The sequence below is a fragment of the Mycobacterium sp. TH-M116 genome, from assembly GCF_057473685.1.
Map to the genome: position 1 here is coordinate 1 of NZ_JBYCLC010000001.1, position 3,170 is coordinate 3,170.

Genomic DNA, 3,170 nt, shown 5'->3' on the forward strand with positions numbered 1-3,170 from the left:
AGCTGAAGGTGGTCTCATTGTCAGATCCCGAAGTGCGGCTGCTGTTTTCGCTCGGGCTGCGCATCGTAGAAAGATCGCCTTAGCGACGAGATCGATCGACACCCAGCAGCACCGTCGGCTGCATGGCGACCGTGTCGCAGCCGCCGCAGTCAGACGAGCCCACCTAGCCGATCGTGCCGTATGCTTTCTCTCGGATCTCTTTCGAATTTTGAGGTGGGATACATCATGCGCGCTACTAAGCTGCTGCTTTTGGCCATCACCGGTACGACAGCCGCATTCGGCGCCTTCGGCGTCGCCCACGCTGACGGCAATGATGACGCATTTATCGAGGCGCTCAATGCAGAGGGGATTGAATACCCGAACTCAAGCCAGGCGATATCCAGCGGCAAAGCTGTCTGTTCCTACATCATCGCGGGACGGCACAGCGAACAACAAACCGCACAAATGGTGTTAGACGAAAACCCCAAGCTCTCGCCGATTCAGGCCGTTCAGTTCGTGAACCTCGCCCGGGGTGCCTATTGCCCCCTGCCGCCGATGGGTGGAGGCGGTGGCGGCTAGCCTCATGACTTTCATGAACTGGCCGGTGACGTCGTCGACCTCCGGTCGCGAGTCGTTGGTCTCACCGGTGGGCGGGCTGCTGTTGAGCTAGGTGCTGCGTTGCCTGGGATTTGCTAAATCTGCTTCGGGGGCGTCGGTTTCCCGACGGGCTGGCGGCGAGGCATATGAACCGGGGCAAGGCCGCGTTGGACCCGGCGATCGCGGTGGCGGTCGGCGGTGACTGTGCTGCCGATGACGCAGTGGTGCGACCAGCCTGGCTTGTTCGGCAAGTGGGCTCTGATGGCCGCACCGCCCACAGCGACAAGGAGTGCGCGGTGCCAGACTGCGAATTCGGCGCCGCGCCGGCACGGTGATAACGATCGCGGCCGAGCAAATCGGTTATTTCAGTTTCCGGCGCAGCCTGCATCAGCAACCTAGCGCCAAGATGGGCAACTTCCGGCAGAATCTCGGGCAACTCGCGATCCGACACGAAAAGCTCGTCGATCTTGGCGCGGACACGATCGGTCGCTAATGCTCGTGCAAGCGCGAGCATGTATCGCTGGTCTTTGATGAATTGGCGGGTTTCGAATCAGAACCTATGAGTTACCGGTTTTGCACCGGCTTTACAATGCGGCCCCGTATCCTATTCGCTAACCCCATGCGAACTCGTTGGCGGCCAATTCCTCCTGCCAGTCCGGCGGCAGCGGTAGTGACGCCGATGCCGATTCCACCCGTCTGCGGTTGTTGTATGCCAGTGTCGACGCCAGCCAGCCGCTGGACATGATCAGGGCGGCAGCCGGCCGCTCGCCTTCTTTTTCCTTGTCGTCTTTGCCCCGGCGGTTCCTGCCGCCTCGGCCGTCGCCGCGGCTATCAGTCGCAGCGGACGCCGCGCCACCCCCCGACACCGTGCCCACCATCGCCTCTTGCATCGCCATTCCGGGTGGTAGTTCGGCGGCGGCCACCGGGGCGGCGCCGGCGTTGGCGGCGGCCAGCGACACTGCTACCGGTTTGGCACCGGCAGCGGCCGCGCCCCAGCTCGGCGGCACCGACAACGCGCCGATCCCATAAGCCTGTGGCATGTCCGCGGTCGGTAAGCCGACCACGTTCGGCCCGAGCAACGCAGTTTTACCCAGATCGCCGAGATAACCACCGGCACCGGCCAAGTTGTTGAACCCGCCCAGCCCCTCGAACCAGGTATAGCCTGCAATCCCGCCGCGTACGATCCCTTCACGCCAATAGCCGAAGGCGTTGGTACCGATGGTGTAAAAGGCGGTGGTATAGCCTAACGGGACGTTTGTCGAGTCACCAATCGCCTGATCCACCCAGCCCAGGGCTTGGACGGTCAGACCGCCTTCAGTGGAATCGAGAAACGCTAACAGCCCCGACGGGTTTACTGTGGCCGCAGCGCTCGAGATCAGGGTCTGGGCATGGGGTGTGGTGCCGCCGGCAGCATGGGCGATCGTGCTGGCCAGCGCGTCCATCCCGGCCGCGTTGGTGCTCAGTGGCGGTTCGCGGAACGGTGTGAGCACCCTCGCCGACGACGACGCGGCCGCGTAGGTGTACATCGCCGCGGCATCCTGCGCCCACATCTCGGCGTAGTGCGCTTCGGTCGCCATGATCGCGGGCGTGTTCTGTCCGAAGAAGTTCGTGGCGACCAGCGCGGCCAGCGTCGCCCGGTTGGCGGCGATCACCGGGGGCGGCACGGTCGCGGCAAACGCCGCCTCGAAAGCCGTCGTGGCCGCTTTGACCTGCATCGCGGTCCGCTCGGCTTGCACGGAGACGTTCCGCAACCACTCCACATAGGGAGCGACCGCGCTCGCCATGGTCATCGCGGAGGGGCCAGTCCACTCGGTGCCCGTCAGTTCCGAGACCACCGAGGCGTAACCGGTCGCGGTCAGATCCAGTTCGGTGGCCAGCGCATCCCATGTCGCCGCGGCAGCCAGCAGCGGCGCCGCCCCAGGACCCGTGTACATCAGCCCCGAGTTGATCTCCGGCGGAAGCGATCCGAAATCCATGCGTTTCGCCTACTTTCTCGCTAGCTCAGGTTGGTAGTAGGTAGGTGCGAGTCGCCGCCGGCCGAGTTGTTCGGTCCGGGAGCTCTACGGCGACCCGAGCGGGCAGCGGAGCACGACGCCACCTCCGGTCCTGGTCGGTATGGTTCAACCGGCCGCCGGCGAGTTGGACACCACACTGCGCCGGCGGGTGGCGGCGCGCTCCGTCGCGCCACCGAGACCGCGGCCGGCCAGCGTTCCGAGCATGGTTTCGCCGAACGCACCGCCCGGGAAACCACCGGCGGCGGCCGGGATGCCGCTCGCGCTGCTGACCGGCAGGGTGAAGGACACCGGTGTGATCGCCGCGGCGGGCGTTGCCCAGCCCGTCGGCACCGACAACGCGCCGATCTTGAGGGCCTGACCCGCGCTCCCGACGGCCCCGGCTGTCGACGCGGCGCGCGCCGCGGCACCACCGAAGCTCAACGCGGCCGGACCCACGAATGGCGGGTTGAGCGTTTCGGCGAGGCCGGCGGGGTTTTCGGCCACCCACGTCAACAAACCGATGCCGTTGTTGGCGTTACTGAGGGCGTTTGCCATATCAGCCCAGGAGGCGGTGCCGTTGCCGAACGCCTGACCTCCGTA

At 65.5% G+C, this 3,170-nt stretch carries 3 protein-coding genes and 1 pseudogene; 1 reads left to right on the forward strand and 3 read right to left on the reverse strand.

Annotated features, from left to right (window positions below; all coding sequences use genetic code 11):
- Positions 1-213: 213 nt before the first annotated feature.
- The gene (locus tag AC2VOK_RS00005; protein WP_428898643.1) at positions 214-558 is read left to right on the forward strand and encodes a DUF732 domain-containing protein; all 345 of its coding nucleotides are present in this window, start codon (positions 214-216) and stop codon (positions 556-558) included.
- 313 nt (positions 559-871) lie between these two features.
- On the opposite strand, the pseudogene AC2VOK_RS00010 reads toward AC2VOK_RS00005, so the two are convergent.
- The 3 genes and pseudogenes from AC2VOK_RS00010 to AC2VOK_RS00020 all read right to left on the reverse strand — a co-directional run.
- Positions 872-1,090, reverse strand: a pseudogene (locus tag AC2VOK_RS00010) (IS256 family transposase); the annotation flags it as partial.
- Between the two features lie 97 nt (positions 1,091-1,187).
- A complete protein-coding gene (locus tag AC2VOK_RS00015; RefSeq protein ID WP_428898644.1) occupies positions 1,188-2,552 on the reverse strand; it encodes a PPE family protein in 1,365 nt (454 codons plus the stop codon).
- 144 nt (positions 2,553-2,696) lie between these two features.
- A partial coding sequence (locus AC2VOK_RS00020) for a PPE family protein, SVP subgroup (RefSeq protein ID WP_428898645.1) occupies positions 2,697-3,170 on the reverse strand: 474 nt, incomplete at its 5' end.